Raw genomic sequence first — 15,029 nt, 5'->3', positions numbered from 1 at the left:
GATCGGTACATGCTGGCCGCGGAGCGCAGTTCGGCTGCCAGTAGTTGCCAGCTGGCCGCGGCGGCCCGCAGCGAACTCGATCCCGGACCGGTATACATCCGGGCCGAATTGACCTCTGGCGGTAACATCGCAAAATCAAACACCATCACTCCATGCCTGGTTGAGGGATATCGTCAGCTGGGTGGGCTCGCTGGGCGCAGCGACTGATTGCTGATGCGCTTCGGGGTAGTCGATGAAAGACGTTGCGGCTTGGCGTCTTTACCCCGCCGCCGCGGCGGCGGCTTGCTTTGCCAAACATCATGTCAGGTAGCAATTTTGAGTGTGCCGCAGTGCGTCAGCGCCTGGATGAGGCCGACTTTTTCCTCGTCGGTGAGTCCGCCGGGTAATTCGCGGACGTAGAACACACCGGTGGCAAGGATGAATTGCAGAGCGGCATCGGCTAACTCGTTGACGCAGACAAGGCTCGAGCCGTCCGGGCGGCAGAGCTCGACGTGACCGTCATGGCGGGTCAGGCTCAGCGAGCCTTGTCTGTCATCGCGGATCATCCTGCGATTCAGACTGATGCAACGCTCGTCGTACCAGATATCTGGCAGCGTTTGCTGGAACACTGCTTCATAGCGGTGGCGGAAATCATCGAAACTGGACTTCTTCCGGACCGGGCCCCGGCTGTCCCCGCGCCTATCCGCGTTTACGGCGGCAGCCACCGGCTTCCTGCTCCTAGAACCGGATGAGGGTCTGGGCTCGGCGATCGTGGGGGCGTGGCCAACATAGCGGCCGAAAAACCGCTGGCAGTACTCGATGTATTCCGCGGTGAACAAGACAAACGCATGCCAAGCCGCATCGACCAATCCGGAGTACATGCCGATAGCCGTGTCAGGACTCAGCTCACACAGGACCAGATATTTCTTGGTTTCGCTGAACATTTCCTGTGCCTGAGCCCGAGTGTCCACGACCCGGTCGCTAAGCAGCCGATCAAGCACGTAGGGCGCCTCAAACCCCAACGCCCGGCGCAGGCGGCCGCTGAGTACGTGACCACCCGGTGCGGCCCCGACACCAGCTTCTTCCGTCAAGCGGGAAACACCCTGCGTCGGCAGTGGCGAATGGAGTGATTGAGACATGGGCAAGAGATGAATCCTCGAGGATAGTCCGAAAAAATCTTTGTTGAGACGCACGTCATCGAATGACGATCGTGGTAGTCCCTCTCGATCATTTGGGCGGTAAACGACGCCGATGGCGAACTCACCCGTCAATGTGAGCGGAATTCGCATCACCGTGGACCGCGTGCGAGTGAAGCGCCGAAGCGGGGCGTCCTGCCGCGCCGAGTTGGCCGCAGCCGAGTCGCACGAGGCCCCCACGTACGCAAGCCGCCAGCTCTTCGCGTACGTTATGGGTCGCGGCACTCACATACGCGGATTGTCAATATGGATAATAATCATCGTCGTTTGGCGTCATTAGCTTTCGAAGCCATTCCTGCGGATCGATATCGTTGTCATCGATGTTGTCATTAGAATGATGTTTTCCCATCTCGGAGTTCGGATCGTAGTCATTGGCGCCGTTCGGCTCGTAATCACTGATATCTAACTTGTCGTTGCTATATTGGTCGTCATAATTGTCGCCAAAATACTTATCGATACCATAAATCTGCTTGATTTCACGGTCCTCGACCCAAAATACGCCGCTGCTCGAAAAACCTGGCGGTGTAGACGAAGTTTGTTCGGTCGGAACATCATATCCCGGAGGCAAATCCAACTGACCATTATCGAAAGTACCTGAGCCGCCGCGGAAAATCTCGACGTTGCCGGAAGTGGTCGTGCTGTCGCTGAAAATCTGATCGCTATTAGAAGTAGTCAATATCTGAGTGTTGTCGGAATTCGTTGCGCTGTTGCCGAAATCTTGAGTATTGTTGGATGTGGTTGAACTGTTGCTGTCACCACTATTTTCGGTGTAGCCGGAATTGCTATTCGAACACGTGTCGAGCTTGAGTCCGCCATGGGCTGTCAAGGTGATGGCGAGCCTGCCGGCATTGATCCCGGCGTTGAACTGAGTGCTGCTGCCAATCGCGTCGATGGCCGCGGTCACTCCGCTGGCCAGAGCCAGTGCACCCAGCGTGGCCGCCGCACCCTGCGTGCCGCGTCGCACCCGGGCCGCCCGGGTCGAGGGGCGGGGCGAGTCAGCTTCGGCAGTGTCGACGTTCACCGTAGACGTGGGTGCGTCCGGTCCGGCCAAGACAATACCTTTCCTTTTCGAGGGCAATTTCGATCAGGTGCATTATCGAATCAAATGCGATCTACGTAGCAAATTCTGGCTCCGTGCGGCGTGACGTCGTCATCGCCGTTATAAAGGCCATCTGAGAGGCAGCACCGGTAGGGCCGCCGTCCCTATTCGTGGAAACTGGCCATTTACTCCTTCGCCGCTGTGGTCCCCTCACCATAACTTCGGGCACCGCTTGTAAGCCGGCCGTCAGGTGAAGCAACAACGCGGCTCAAAGTCACTTGCAGTCCTCGGTGTCAAACGCGTCGGTGGCACAAGGCTTGCTTTTCATCGGGAAAGATAGAGGAAACGTTCATCGGCTACCAATCAATATTTTCGATGAGTCAATAAGCACAAGTTATCGAGACGAGCCGGGAGTGACCGGATGCCGGTCGACGTGGGCTGTCCGCGGAATGGGGGCACGGCATTCGGGGTGAATGAGATATGGAGTGATCAGCACATTCGCATGCCCCGTGGGTAGCGGACGCGGTCTGTAGGCTAACTTTTCGCGGTTGCGCTCGGGGGAACCGGTCGCTCCATTTGGTATCCAAACGGGGATCGCTCAATCAACCTTTCCGGTGGCGGCGCCAGGCGTTGATCGGCGGCCAGGGCCGGCGACGGAACTCGAGGCCGGCGGCCAAAGAGCTTGCCCGAGTGGGCAATGCGCTGCCGCGTTCGAGCGCGGGCGGCGATTCAACTCTGAAGCGCGGTCGCCATCCGAGGTGCCAAAGCTGATCGCTGAGGGCTTGATAGCACTGATGTTTGGCTCGATCTGCCTGCCGGATAACGGGTTTGCGCTTCTGTTGCGATATCACCCTGAGGCGCTGGCGCTCGACTGAAAAGTTCGGCGGCAATTGTGCGACCGCTACGGCTGCTGCCGACGCCGGTTCGCGTCGGAGATCGTGCGGCGCGACGGTCACCGGCGGGTTGGTCGGCGTTGTTGATTGACTATGACATGAACGTCAACATCGTGCTGGCCGAATCGATCACGAGCGATATGGGCTGTGCTCGCGGCCTTGGCCCACCCCGATAGCCACTCGGCTACAGCCAATTGGACCACGACGGGTGGCTAATTCCCGATGATCCCATTGATATCGCGGGCCATATCGACATCGTTTTGGGTAATTCCGCCTTCGGAGTGTGTTACCAACGCGAAAGTTACCGTCCGCCAGCGGATATCGATATCGGGATGATGATTCTTGCGTTCCGCGTGCTCGGCCACCCGGCGCACCGCGTCGATGCCGTCGAGGAACGCCGGAAACTTGACGGACCGGCGCAGGGCACCTTCGGCGCGCTCCCAGCCGTCGAGGCCGGGTAGTGCGGCGTCTACTTGCTCATCCGTTAACACAGCCATATCGCGACGGTACCCCGGTCGCATCGAATCTCTCCAAACCGGCCACGGGGGGCCTGGCCACCCGGTATGGTCTCGGCATCGGGCCAGCTCTGTCAGCTACAGGACACCTAGGACGTTAAGTGTTTGGGGGCCCGCATGTTTCGCTCGTTAGCAGTCGTGATGGCCGTTGTCGCGGGAACGGCCGGCGCCGGCCTGGTCACGCACGCGTCGCACGCGTCCACCGTGTCAGCCGCCGGGATGTGCCCGCCGGGCAGCTATCAGAATTCGAGCGGTGCCTGCGTCCTGCGTCCGGACAGCTCGAACGATGACGTCACCGCAATCTGCCGGGACGGCTCGCATTCGCACAGCCAGCACCGCAACGGCACCTGCTCCGGTCACGGTGGAGTCGGCCAATGGTGTCCATGCAGCTTCTCGTCGGGACACTGGGATCCAGCGGCAGGCCCGCGACGGTATACCGTCATTGCCCATGCCGACGCAGATCGTCGTGGCGGGAGCCATCATCTGTGGCTCGACGGTCCTGGTGGCGCAACGGGCTAGGCCGCCGGAGCTGGCCGGGCGCTGGGAGCTTCCCGGCGGCAAGGTGGCCACCGGCGAAACCGAGCGCGCCGCACTGGCGCGGGAACTGGCCGAGGAGCTCGGGCTCGACGACATCGCCGTGGGTGATCGCTTGGGCGACGACATTCCGTTGGGCGACACCGTAATACTGCGGGCCTACCGGGTCCGGCTCCTTGGCGGCAAACCGGATGCGCGCGACCACCGCGCGCTGCGCTGGGTGACGGCGGAGCAACTGCACGCTCTGAACTGGGTGCCGGCCGACCGCGGCTGGATTCCCGATCTCGCCAAGGCGCTCTGACCCGGTTCCACAGCCGCCTTTCAGCTAACGTCCAGGCCTGCTCAAGGTCGCCGCCGTCCACTGGAAGAAGGACGTGACAAACCACTAACCTGGGATTTGCATGCCGGTAGCGATCGCGGCGGTCCGCTGGACGTCAGTGGCCGGCTGCTATGCCGATGTTGACGCGAATTTCAGCCAACACACCGCGCGAGCCGACGATGATGGGCCACGCGCCGGCTTCGCCTGTTCCGCGAGCGCGATCGACTGGCTACGGCCCCGCGCCTGGTCGTCCATGACAAGGAGGGTCACTGTTGACCATCACACCTCACGTCGGCGGAGCGCTCGAGGAGCTGCTGGAGCGCAGCGGACGCTTCTTCACCCCGGGGGAATTCTCTGCTGATCTGCGCACGGTAACCCGGCGCGGCGGGCGAGAGGCTGACGTTTTCTACCGTGACCGGTGGAGTCACGACAAGGTGGTCCGCTCGACGCACGGCGTCAACTGCACCGGATCCTGCTCGTGGAAGATCTACGTCAAAGACGGCATCATCACCTGGGAAACCCAGCAGACCGACTATCCGTCGGTCGGCCCGGACCGCCCCGAGTACGAACCCCGCGGCTGTCCCCGGGGCGCATCGTTCTCCTGGTACAGCTATGCCCCGACCCGGCTTCGCTACCCGTATGCCCGCGGCGTGCTGCTCGAGATGTACCGCGAGGCCAAGGCCCGGCTCGGCGACCCGGTGCTGGCGTGGGCCGACATCCAGGCCGATCCGCAGCGCCGTCGCCGCTATCAGCAGGCCCGGGGCAAGGGCGGGCTGGTCCGGGTCAGCTGGGCCGAAGCCACCGAGTTGATTGCCGCGGCTCACGTGCACACCATCAAGACCTACGGCCCGGACCGGGTTGCCGGTTTCTCGCCGATCCCGGCGATGTCGATGGTGTCCTATGCCGCCGGCTCGCGGTTCTTCGAGCTGATCGGCGCGCCCATGACCTCGTTCTACGACTGGTACGCCGACCTGCCGGTGGCTTCCCCGCAGGTGTTCGGCGACCAGACCGATGTGCCCGAATCCGGGGACTGGTGGGACGCGGCCTATCTGATGATGTGGGGCTCCAACGTGCCTATCACCCGGACCCCGGATGCGCACTGGATGGCCGAGGCCCGCTACCGCGGCACCAAAGTGGTCACCGTCAGCCCCGACTACGCCGACAACACCAAGTTCGCCGACGAGTGGATGCCCTGTGCGGCCGGTACCGACGGGGCGCTGGCGATGGCGATGGGACATGTCATCCTCTCGGAATGCTATGTGCAAAAACAGGTTCCGTTTTTCGTCGACTTCGCGCGTCGCTACACCGACCTGCCGTTCCTGATCAAGCTGGAACAACGTGGCGAGATGCTGGTGCCGGGCAAGAACCTCACGGCGGCAGATCTGGGCGAGGCCCACAACAACTCCGAGAACGCGGCGCTCAAGCCCGCGGTGCTGGACGAGACAACCGGCACCGTCGTCGTGCCGCACGGCTCGCTGGGATTCCGCTTCGGCGAGGACGGCGTCGGGAAGTGGAACCTCGATCTCGGTGATCTGCTGCCGGCGCTCAGCGTGCAGGGCGCAGAAGCCACCAACGGGGATCGCCGCACCGCGCTGGTGCACCTGCCCAGCTTCGACACGGTCAACGGCGAAGGCGCGACGGTGGCACGCGGCGTGCCGGTGCGCCGGATCGGTAAACACCTGGTGTGCACGGTTTTCGACCTGATGCTGGCCCACTACGGCGTGGCGCGCGCGGGCCTGCCCGGCCAATGGCCCACCGGCTACGACGATCCCACCCAACCCAACACCCCGGCCTGGCAGGAGCCGATCACCGGGGTGTCGGCCGCCCAGGCCATTCGGGTCGCCCGCGAATTCGCCCGCAGCGCAGAGGAATCCGGCGGCCGTTCGATGATCATCATGGGCGGCGGCATCTGTCACTGGTTCCATGGCGACGCCATCTACCGTGCGGTGCTGGCACTGTTGATGCTGACCGGCTCGATGGGACGCAACGGCGGCGGCTGGGCACACTACGTCGGTCAGGAAAAGATTCGGCCGCTCACCGGGTTTCAGACGATGTCGATGGCCACCGACTGGGTACGCCCGCCGCGTCAGGTCCCCGGCGCCTCGTACTGGTACGCGCACGCCGACCAATGGCGCTACGACGGATATGGAGCCGACAAGCTGGCCAGCCCGGTGGGCCGGGGCCGCTTCACTGACAAGCACACCATGGACGTGCTGGCCTTGGCGGTGGCAATGGGCTGGAGCCCGTATTACCCGCAGTTCGACCGATCCAGTCTGGACCTCGCCGACGAGGCGCACGAGGCGGGTCGCGACGCCGGTGAATATGTGGCCCAGCAATTGGCACAGCGCAAACTCAAACTCGCCGTGACCGATCCGGACAACCCCGTCAACTGGCCACGAGTGCTGACGGTCTGGCGCGCCAACCTGATCGGCTCGTCGGGTAAGGGCGGCGAGTATTTCCTGCGCCATCTGCTGGGAACCGATTCCAACGTGCAGGCAGCGCCGCCGCGCGACGGGATACGGCCCGTCGACGTGGCCTGCGACGGGGATATTCCGGAAGGCAAGCTCGACCTGATGATGTCGATCGACTTCCGGATGACCTCTACCACGCTGGTATCCGATGTGGTGCTGCCGGCAGCCACTTGGTACGAGAAGGCCGACATCTCCAGCACCGACATGCACCCATATGTGCACGCATTCAGTGCCGCGACCGATCCGCCCTGGGAAACCCGCTCGGATTTCGACGCTTTCGCTGCGATCGCCCGGGCCTTCAGCGCCATGGCCAAGGGTCATCTGGGCACCCGCAGCGACGTGGTGCTCACCGCACTGCAGCACGACACCGCGGATGCGATGGCGTTTCCCGGCGGTGCGGAAAACGACTGGCTGCATACCGGCGCGACGCCGGTGCCGGGACGCACCATGGGCAAGATCACCGTGGTAGAGCGCGACTACACCGCGATCTACGACAAGTGGGTGACGCTGGGTCCGCTCGTCGAAAAGTTCGGCCTGACCACCAAGGGTGTGACGGTGCACCCGTTCCAGGAGGTTCAGGAACTCGCAGCCAGATTCGGCGTGCTGAATTCCGGTGCGGCAGAAGGGCGTCCGGCGATCACCACCGCGGCGCGGATGGCCGATGTACTGCTGCTGCTGTCCGGGACAACCAATGGCCGCCTGGCCGTCGAGGGCTTCCGCGAGCTGGAGAAACGGACCGGCCAGCGGCTGGCGCATCTGGCCGAGGGCAGCGAAGACCGCCGCATCAGCTACGCCGATACCCAGGCGCGTCCGGTCCCGGTGATCACCAGCCCGGAGTGGTCGGGCAGCGAAACGGGCGGGCGGCGTTATGCGCCGTTCACCATCAACATCGAGAACCTCAAACCGTTCCACACGCTGACCGGGCGGATGCATTTCTACCTGGCCCACGATTGGATCGAGGAACTCGGCGAACATCTGCCGGTCTTCCGTCCGCCACTGGACATGGCGCGACTGTTCGGCCATCCCGAGCTAAGCTCCCGATCCGGTAACGAAATCGGCCTCACCGTGCGGTATTTGACACCGCACTCGAAATGGTCGTTCCATTCCACCTACCAGGACAACCTGTACATGCTGTCGTTGTCCCGCGGCGGCCCCACCATGTGGATGAGCCCGGGAGATGCAGCGAAAATTCAAGTGCGCGACAATGATTGGGTCGAGGCGGTCAATGCCAACGGCATCTACGTGTGCCGGGCCATCGTGTCACACCGGATCCCCGACGGCGTGGTGTTCGTCTACCACGTCCAGGAGCGCACCGTCGACACGCCGCGCACCGAGACCAACAACAAGCGCGGCGGTAACCACAATGCCCTCACCCGGATCCGGATCAAGCCCAGCCACTTGGCCGGTGGTTACGGTCAGCATGCGTTCGCGTTCAACTACCTGGGCCCCACCGGCAACCAGCGCGACGAGGTGACCGTGGTACGGCGACGCAGCCAGGAGGTGCGCTACCAATGAGAGGCCCCAGCGACGCTCGCGGAGCGAGACAATGAAAGTCATGGCGCAGCTGGCCATGGTGATGAACCTCGACAAGTGCATCGGCTGCCACACCTGTTCGGTCACCTGCAAGCAGGCCTGGACCAACCGTGCCGGCACCGAGTACGTGTGGTTCAACAACGTCGAAACCCGTCCGGGCCAAGGTTATCCGCGCACCTACGAGGACCAGGAGCGTTGGGGCGGCGGCTGGGTACGCGACAAGAAGGGCCGGTTGCGGCTGCGTGACGGCGGACGCATTCACAAGCTGTTGCGGATCTTCGCCAACCCCAAGCTGCCCACCATCGACGAGTACTACGAGCCGTGGACGTACGACTACGAAAACCTGACCAGCGCACCCGCCGGCGACACGTTCCCGACAGCCGCACCGAAAAGCCTGATCAGTGGCAAACCGATGAAGGTGTCCTGGGGACCGAACTGGGACGACAATCTGGCGGGGTCGCCGGAAATCCTTTCCGAAGACCCGATATTGAAGAAGGTCAGTGACGAGGTCCGGCTGAAGCTGGAAGAGACCTTCATGTTCTATCTGCCGCGGATCTGCGAGCACTGCCTGAACCCGTCGTGCGTGGCGTCGTGCCCGTCGGGGGCCATGTACAAGCGCAGCGAGGACGGCATCGTGCTGGTCGATCAGGACCGCTGTCGCGGCTGGCGCATGTGTGTGTCCGGATGTCCTTACAAGAAGGTGTATTTCAACCACAAGACCGGCAAGGCCGAGAAGTGCACCCTGTGCTATCCGCGGATGGAGGTCGGCCTGCCGACCATCTGCTCGGAGACCTGCGTGGGACGGCTGCGCTACCTGGGCCTGGTGCTCTACGACGTCGACCAGGTGCTGCAGGCCGCATCGGTGGAAAACGACACCGATCTCTACGAGGCGCAGCGACGAATCCTGCTGAATCCCAACGATCCTGAGGTGATCGCCGGTGCCCGCGCGGAAGGTATCTCGCAGGAGTGGATCGAGGCCGCGCAGCGCTCGCCGGTGTATGCGCTGATCAACACCTACCAGGTGGCGCTGCCGCTGCATCCGGAGTACCGGACGATGCCGATGGTCTGGTACATCCCGCCGCTGTCGCCGGTGGTCGACGCGGTCAGCCGTGACGGTCACGACGGCGAGGAACTGGGCAATCTGTTCGGCGCGCTGGAGGCGCTGCGCATCCCGATGCAGTACCTGGCCGAACTGTTCACCGCGGGCGACACCGCCGTGGTCGAGGGCGTGTTGCGCCGGCTGGCGGCGATGCGTTCCTACATGCGCGACATTAACCTCGGCCGGGAGACCCAACCCCACATCCCGGAGTCGGTCGGGATGACCGAAGAGCAGATCTACGAAATGTATCGACTGCTGGCCATCGCGAAATACGAAGAGCGCTACGTCATTCCGACCGCGTTCAGCCCGCAGGCGCGCGAGCTGGAGCAGATGGGCTGCTCGCTGACCGGCGACGGCGGCCCGGGCATGTACGAAGACGGCGGGCCGGTGCCCGTCTCCGTGGAGACATTCCATGCCCAACAGCGTTCGACCCAGGTAGACCTGCTGACCTGGGACGGCGACCAACCACCGGTCGGGATGTTCCCAGAAAAGCAGCAGCCATGAAACTGCGCTCCCGAAACCGCGAACCCGCGCTGCACGATCGGCTGGTCTGGCAGGCCGCGTCGTTGCTGCTGGCCTACCCCGACGACGGGCTGACCGAGCGTCTGGATACCGTCGAAAGCCTGCTGGCACACCTGGACGGAACCGTCGCCGAGCTGCTCGGACGCACAGTTGCGGCACTGCGGACCGCCGAGCCGATGGCCGCCGCCATGGACTACGTCGCCACGTTCGACATGCGGCGGCGCGCCACCATGTACCTGACGTACTGGACGGCGGGGGATACCCGCAACCGCGGGCGGGAGATGCTGGCCTTCGCCACCGCCTACCGGGAGGCCGGTGTGGAGCCGCCACGCAGCGAGGCGCCGGACCACCTGTCCGTGGTGCTCGAGTTCGCGGCGACCGTCGCACCCGGGGCGGGACGCCGGTTGTTGACCGAGCACCGCGTTCCGATCGACGTGCTGCGGTCCGCGTTGGCCGACGCCGCGTCGCCGTATGAGCACACGGTGGCGGCGGTGTGCGAGACGCTGCCGGCGGCCACCGACCAGGAAGTGCGCCGGGCGCAACGTCTGGCAGAAGCCGGTCCTCCCGCGGAAGCCGTTGGGCTGCAACCGTTTACCTTGACCGTGCCGCCTCGACGCGAAGAAAGGGCGCCCGATGTTTAGCAATGTATTGTTCTGGGACATCACTCCTTACGTCACGCTGGCGGTCTTGGTGGTCGGACTGTGGTGGCGATATCGTTACGACAAATTCGGCTGGACCTCACGCTCTTCGCAGATCTACGAGTCGCGGCTGCTGAGCATCGCCAGCCCGATCTTCCACTTCGGAATCCTGGCGGTGTTCGCCGGGCACGTGATGGGATTGTTCATCCCGCCGCGGGTGACCAAGGCGCTGCATGTCAGCGACTACGTCTATCATCTCCAAGCCGTCATCGCCGGATCCATCGCGGGCTTTGCCACGCTGGTCGGGGTCGGGCTGCTGATCTACCGGCGGTTTACCCGCCCGGCGGTGTCGGCGGCCACCACCCGCAGCGACAAGGTGATGTATGTGGTTCTGGTGCTTGCGATCGTGGTAGGCCTCTACTGCGACCTGATCGGCACGGGCCCGCATGGCGGCGAGTTCCACTACCGCTACACCGTGGGCATGTGGTTCCGGCGGATCTGGCTCTTCCAGCCGCACGGCGAAGTGATGATCAACGCACCGCTGGACTATCAGTTGCATGCCCTGATCGGGATGGTGCTGTTCACGCTGTGGCCGTTCACCCGGTTGGTGCACGTCCTGAGCGCGCCGATCGCCTACCTGTTCCGGCCCTACATCGTCTACCGCAGCCGCGACGTGGCCGCATCCGGCCAGTTGGTCGGTTCGGCGCCGCCCCGTCGCGGCTGGTAGGGCCGTCCTCCAGGGCGCGCCGAGGCGGCGCCCCGTGCGCCGAGACTGCGCCGAGCGCGCCGCCAAGCCCCCCGCGGTAGCGCTGTACGCAGAGTCGATGTACGAGACGGCCTTGGGACGGCCTTCGAGACGGGGTGGGACGCTGGTTTTCGCGAACCGGCCACCGGGCTGCCACAATCACCGACGTGCCATTCCGCAATGTCGCCATCGTCGCGCACGTCGACCACGGCAAAACCACGTTGGTCGATGCGATGCTGCGGCAATCCGGGGCGCTGGCCGAACGCGGTGGGCTGCAGGAACGCGTGATGGACACCGGCGACCTGGAACGGGAAAAAGGCATCACCATCCTGGCCAAGAACACCGCGGTGCACCGCCACAACGCCGACGGCACCGTCACAGTGATCAATGTCATCGACACTCCTGGGCACGCCGACTTCGGCGGCGAGGTGGAGCGCGGGTTGTCCATGGTGGACGGGGTGCTGCTGCTGGTCGACGCGTCCGAGGGCCCGTTGCCCCAGACCCGCTTCGTGCTGCGCAAGGCGCTGGCCGCGCACTTACCGGTGATCCTCGTCGTCAACAAGACCGACCGGCCGGACGCGCGCATCGCCGAGGTCGTCGAGGCCAGTCACGACCTATTGCTGGACGTGGCCAGCGATCTCGACGACGAAGCAGCCGCAGCAGCCGAGCACGCGCTGGGCCTACCCACGCTGTTCGCATCCGGACGCGCCGGGGTGGCCAGCACCACCCAGCCGCTCGACGGCCAGATTCCCGACGGCGACAACCTCGATCCGCTGTTCGAGGTCCTCGACGAGCACGTGCCGCCGCCGAAAGGCGACCCGGATGCGCCGTTGCAGGCCTTGGTGACCAACCTGGACGCCTCGACATTCCTGGGCCGGCTGGCGCTGATCCGCATCTACAACGGACGCATCCGCAAGGGCCAGCAGGTCGCCTGGCTGCGCGAGAATGGCGCCGCGACCGCCAAGATCACCGAATTGCTGGCTACCACCGGCGTGGAACGCAATCCCACCGACGAGGCCGTCGCCGGCGATATCGTCGCCGTCGCCGGCCTGCCGGAGATCATGATCGGCGACACGCTGGCCGATCTGGCGAACCCCGTCGCGCTGCCCAGGATCACCGTCGATGAGCCGGCCATCTCGGTCACGATCGGCACCAACACCTCGCCGCTGGCCGGCAAGGTGCCCGGCCACAAGCTCACCGCCCGCATGGTCCGTAACCGGCTGGACGCCGAGTTGGTGGGCAACGTGTCGATCCGGGTCCTCGACATCGGCGCACCGGACGCCTGGGAGGTGCAGGGCCGCGGCGAGCTGGCGCTGGCCGTGCTGGTCGAGCAGATGCGCCGCGAGGGCTTCGAACTGACCGTGGGCAAGCCGCAAGTGGTGACCAAGACCATCGACGGCAAGCTGCACGAGCCGTTCGAGGCGATGACCGTCGACTGCCCGGAGGAATACGTCGGCGCGGTCACCCAATTGATGGCCGCCCGCAAGGGCCGCATGGTCGATATGGCCAATCACACCACCGGCTGGGTGCGGATGGATTTCGTGGTGCCCAGCCGGGGCCTGATCGGGTGGCGCACCGACTTTCTCACCGAGACCCGCGGCACCGGCGTTGCACACGCTGTGTTCGACGGGTACGGACCGTGGGCGGGGGACATCCGGGCGCGACACACCGGATCGTTGGTATCCGACCGGTCCGGCACTATTACGCCGTTCGCGTTGCTGCAACTCGCCGACCGGGGCCAGTTCTTCGTCGAGCCCGGCCAGGACACTTACGAGGGCATGGTCGTCGGGATCAACCCCCGTCCGGAGGACCTCGACATCAACGTCACCCGGGAGAAGAAGCTGACCAACATGCGGTCGTCGACCGCCGACGTCATCGAGACGCTGGCCAAGCCGCTCGAACTCGACCTGGAACGGGCCATGGAGTTCTGTGCGCCCGACGAATGCGTCGAGGTGACCCCCGAAGTCGTGCGGGTGCGCAAGGTCGAGCTGGATGCCACCTCCCGCGCCCGCAGCCGGGCGCGGGCAAAGGCCCGGGGTTAGCTTGGGTTCGCCCGGCTCGCGCGAGCGTGACGCCACTGCGAAGTCCGGCCTGGTTTCTCGCCGTGACGTCCCCGTCGTAGGTCACCTCGATACGCTGGGGCTTGTGCTGCGCCGAGCCCGTCATGTCATTGTGACGGTCGGCGTGCTGATCTCGACATTGGGTTTGGCGCTGTCCGGTTGCACGGTGAGCCCGCCGCCGGCGCCCCAGAGCACGGATACCACGCACGTCACACCGCCGCCGCCGCCGCATCCCACTCAGATCATCATGGGCATCGACTCGATCGGTGCCGGGTTCAACCCGCATCTGCTCTCGGATTTGTCGCCGGTGAACGCGGCGATCAGCGCGCTGGTGCTGCCTAGCGCCTTCCGACCGGTACCCGATGCCAGCTTGCCGACGGGTTCGCGCTGGGAGATGGATCCGACATTGCTGGTGTCGGCCGACGTCACCAGCGAAAACCCCTTCACAGTGACCTACAAGATCCGCCCCGAGGCGCAATGGACCGACAACGCGCCCATCGCGGCCGACGACTTCTGGTACCTGTGGCGGCAGATGGTCAGCCAGCCGGGCGTCGTCGACCCGGCCGGCTATGACCTGATCACCGGCGTGCAATCGCTCGAAGGCGGCAAGCAGGCCGTCGTGACGTTCGCGCAGCCCTATCCGGCCTGGCGGGAGTTGTTCAACAACCTGTTGCCGGCCCACATCGTCAAGGACGTGCCGGGCGGTTTCGCCGCGGGACTGGCGCGGGCGCTGCCCGTCACCGGCGGGCAGTTCCGGGTGGAGAACATCGACCCGCAGCGCGACGAGATCCTGATCGCCCGCAATGACCGGTATTGGGGCCCGCCGGCCAAACCGGCCTTGATTCTCTTCCGGCGGGCCGGGGCACCGGCGGCGTTGGCCGATTCGGTGCGTAACGGCGACACGCAGGTGGCTCAGGTGCATGGCGGTTCGGCGGCGTTCGCTCAGTTGTCGGCCATTCCCGACGTGCGGACTGCGCGTATCGTGACACCGCGGGTCATGCAGCTGACGCTGCGGGCAAACGTGCCCAAGCTGGCCGACAGCCAGGTTCGCAAGGCACTTCTGGGTTTGCTCGACGTCGACCTGCTGGCCGCTGTGGGCGCTGGCAGCGACAACACCGTCACGCTGGCCCAGGCGCAGATCCGCTCGCCCAGCGACCCGGGATATGTGCCGACCGCGCCGCCGGCGATGACGACCACCGCCGCATTGGGGCTGCTGGCCGCATCCGGATACGAGATCGAAAGCAACACATCGGCGTCGACCACGCCGTCGGAACCGGGTTCGACCACCACGCCGGTGAGCACCGGGCCGCCGGAAGTAATCCGGGGCCGCATCAGCAAGGACGGCAAACAGCTGTCGCTGGTTATCGGGGTGGCGGCCAACGACCCGACCTCGGTGGCCGTCGCCAACACCGCGGCCGACCAGTTGCGCAACGTCGGGATCGATGCGACGGTGCTGGCGTTGGATCCGGTGATCCTTTACCGGGAT

Annotated in this window: 12 protein-coding genes; 8 read left to right on the top strand and 4 right to left on the bottom strand. The window is 64.7% G+C overall.

Going from position 1 to position 15,029, the window contains the following annotated elements; genetic code table 11:
- The 4 genes from EET13_RS21235 to EET13_RS21220 all read right to left on the bottom strand — a co-directional run.
- The coding region (locus tag EET13_RS21235) for a PPE domain-containing protein (RefSeq protein ID WP_122444125.1) at window positions 1-146 on the bottom strand (146 nt) is incomplete at its 3' end.
- A 156-nt stretch (window positions 147-302) separates the two neighbouring features.
- Window positions 303-1,268, bottom strand: a complete 966-nt coding sequence (locus EET13_RS21230; RefSeq protein WP_136623214.1) for a glycine-rich domain-containing protein — start codon at window positions 1,266-1,268, stop codon at window positions 303-305.
- Window positions 1,269-1,416: 148 nt separating this feature from the next.
- Window positions 1,417-2,226 carry a hypothetical protein gene (locus EET13_RS21225; protein ID WP_136623213.1) on the bottom strand — a complete coding sequence of 270 codons (810 nt, stop codon included), beginning with the start codon at window positions 2,224-2,226 and terminating at the stop codon, window positions 1,417-1,419.
- Between the two features lie 1,093 nt (window positions 2,227-3,319).
- Window positions 3,320-3,604, bottom strand: a complete 285-nt coding sequence (locus EET13_RS21220) for a 4a-hydroxytetrahydrobiopterin dehydratase (protein ID WP_122444122.1) — start codon at window positions 3,602-3,604, stop codon at window positions 3,320-3,322.
- A 135-nt stretch (window positions 3,605-3,739) separates the two neighbouring features.
- Here EET13_RS21220 and EET13_RS32605 point away from each other — a divergent pair, with 135 nt between their 5' ends.
- The 8 genes from EET13_RS32605 to EET13_RS21180 all read left to right on the top strand — a co-directional run.
- Window positions 3,740-4,141: a DUF3761 domain-containing protein gene (locus EET13_RS32605; RefSeq protein ID WP_122444121.1), complete on the top strand. Its 402-nt coding sequence runs from the start codon at window positions 3,740-3,742 to the stop codon at window positions 4,139-4,141.
- Window positions 4,071-4,457 (top strand): (deoxy)nucleoside triphosphate pyrophosphohydrolase, encoded by a 387-nt coding sequence (locus EET13_RS21210; protein ID WP_036401555.1) that lies wholly within the window; start codon window positions 4,071-4,073, stop codon window positions 4,455-4,457. Before EET13_RS32605 ends, EET13_RS21210 begins: the two co-directional genes overlap by 71 nt.
- Window positions 4,458-4,747: 290 nt before the next feature.
- Entirely contained in the window at window positions 4,748-8,461 is a 3,714-nt protein-coding gene (locus tag EET13_RS21205) for a nitrate reductase subunit alpha (RefSeq protein WP_122444120.1), read from the top strand.
- Between the two features lie 31 nt (window positions 8,462-8,492).
- Complete coding sequence (gene narH, locus EET13_RS21200) at window positions 8,493-10,082, top strand: nitrate reductase subunit beta (RefSeq protein ID WP_122444119.1); 1,590 nt, start codon at window positions 8,493-8,495, stop codon at window positions 10,080-10,082.
- Window positions 10,079-10,741 carry a nitrate reductase molybdenum cofactor assembly chaperone gene (gene narJ, locus EET13_RS21195; RefSeq protein ID WP_036401553.1) on the top strand — a complete coding sequence of 221 codons (663 nt, stop codon included), beginning with the start codon at window positions 10,079-10,081 and terminating at the stop codon, window positions 10,739-10,741. Before narH ends, narJ begins: the two co-directional genes overlap by 4 nt.
- Window positions 10,734-11,465 (top strand): respiratory nitrate reductase subunit gamma, encoded by a 732-nt coding sequence (gene narI, locus EET13_RS21190; protein ID WP_036401550.1) that lies wholly within the window; start codon window positions 10,734-10,736, stop codon window positions 11,463-11,465. Before narJ ends, narI begins: the two co-directional genes overlap by 8 nt.
- 185 nt (window positions 11,466-11,650) lie before the next feature.
- On the top strand, window positions 11,651-13,525 hold the full coding sequence (gene typA / locus EET13_RS21185; protein ID WP_036402156.1) for a translational GTPase TypA: 1,875 nt from the start codon (window positions 11,651-11,653) through the stop codon (window positions 13,523-13,525).
- Between the two features lie 103 nt (window positions 13,526-13,628).
- The coding region (locus tag EET13_RS21180) for an ABC transporter family substrate-binding protein (RefSeq protein WP_136623212.1) at window positions 13,629-15,029 on the top strand (1,401 nt) is incomplete at its 3' end.

Origin of the sequence: Mycobacterium attenuatum (genome assembly GCF_900566085.1) — a bacterium.
GTDB lineage: Bacteria > Actinomycetota > Actinomycetes > Mycobacteriales > Mycobacteriaceae > Mycobacterium > Mycobacterium attenuatum.
The sequence above is the reverse complement of the archived record's forward strand: the minus strand, read 5'-3'. Positions and strand labels throughout refer to the sequence as shown.